This window comes from Xanthobacter pollutisoli (assembly GCF_040044995.1).
Taxonomy (GTDB): domain Bacteria; phylum Pseudomonadota; class Alphaproteobacteria; order Rhizobiales; family Xanthobacteraceae; genus Xanthobacter.
This window is the reverse complement of the sequence record NZ_JBDZDP010000075.1, coordinates 1-1,109: the sequence shown is the minus strand read 5'-3', so window position 1 is coordinate 1,109 and position 1,109 is coordinate 1. Positions and strand designations below refer to the sequence as shown.

2 protein-coding genes are annotated in these 1,109 nt (G+C 68.9%); both read right to left on the bottom strand.

The features are described from left to right. On the bottom strand, positions 1-807 hold an 807-nt coding region (gene tnpC, locus ABLE93_RS26920), incomplete at its 3' end, for an IS66 family transposase (RefSeq protein WP_348842725.1). A gap of 55 nt (positions 808-862) precedes the next feature. Continuing rightward, a partial coding sequence (gene tnpB / locus ABLE93_RS26915; protein ID WP_348842724.1) for an IS66 family insertion sequence element accessory protein TnpB occupies positions 863-1,109 on the bottom strand: 247 nt, incomplete at its 5' end.

Sequence of the window (1,109 nt, the reverse complement as noted above, 5' to 3'; positions counted from 1 at the left end):
GTACACCCACAGCCGCCCGGTCGCGGTCTTGCCACGGCCGGGGTCGAGCACCGGCACCGGCGTGTCGTCGGCGTGGATCTTGTCGGCCTTGAGCACCTCGTCACGGATACGGCTGACCACCGGGTCGAGCAGTGCTGCAGCTTGCCCGGCCCAGCCCGCGAGCGTCGAGCGGTCGATCTCGAGCCCCTGCGCGGCCATCATCTCGGCCTGGCGGTACAACGGCAGATGGTGGTCGAACTTGGAGACGACGACGTGCGCCAGCGTCGCGAAGGTCGCCTTGCCCCGCGCCACAGCGCTGACCGGCGCGGGTGCCTGGACGATCTTCTCGCAAGACCGGCAGCTGTATTTGGGGCGGACGTTGCGCACGACCCGCCAGCGCACCGGCACGATGTCGAGCATCTCGTGCGCGTCCACGCCCAGCCGGCGCAGCGCACCACCGCAGTCCGGGCAGGTGCAGATACCGGACGCCGGCTCGTGGACGACCTCCTCGCGCGGCAGATGCTCCGGCAGACTGCGGACCGGTGCCAGGCGCGGCGCTACTCCAGGCGCCGCAGTCTCGACTTCGGAAACATCCCGCTCCGTTTCCAGCTCTTCCAGCGCCAGCTCGAGCTGTTCGATCTCGCGGCCCAACTTCTCGGAGGAGGCACCGAACTGCATCCGCCGCAGTCGGGCGATCTGCCCGCGCAACGTGTCGATGAGCAGATCGCGGGCGGCGAGCGCGGCATTCGCCCGGGCGAGCGATGCCTCCAGCGCGGCGATCCGCGCGGTGGCATCAGCAGGGGAAACAGGCGCTTCCAGCACCCGCATTTCATAACAGATCACGCATCGACGGGCGAGAAAAAGCGTCGCAAAACCGCCGTTTTCACCCCGCCAGCGTCGGCGTGAACGTCCGCTCTGGGCGACGCCAGTCGATGCCCTCCAGCAGCATCGACAATTGTGCCGGCGTCAGCGTCACCGTGCCCGTCGCGGTCACCGGCCAGACGAACCGACCCCGGTCGAGCCGCTTGGAGAACAGGCACAGGCCTTGCCCATCGAGCCACAGCAGCTTGACCAGATGACCCCGCTTGCCCCGGAACGCGAACAACGCGCCCGAGTGCGGGTTCTGGGCC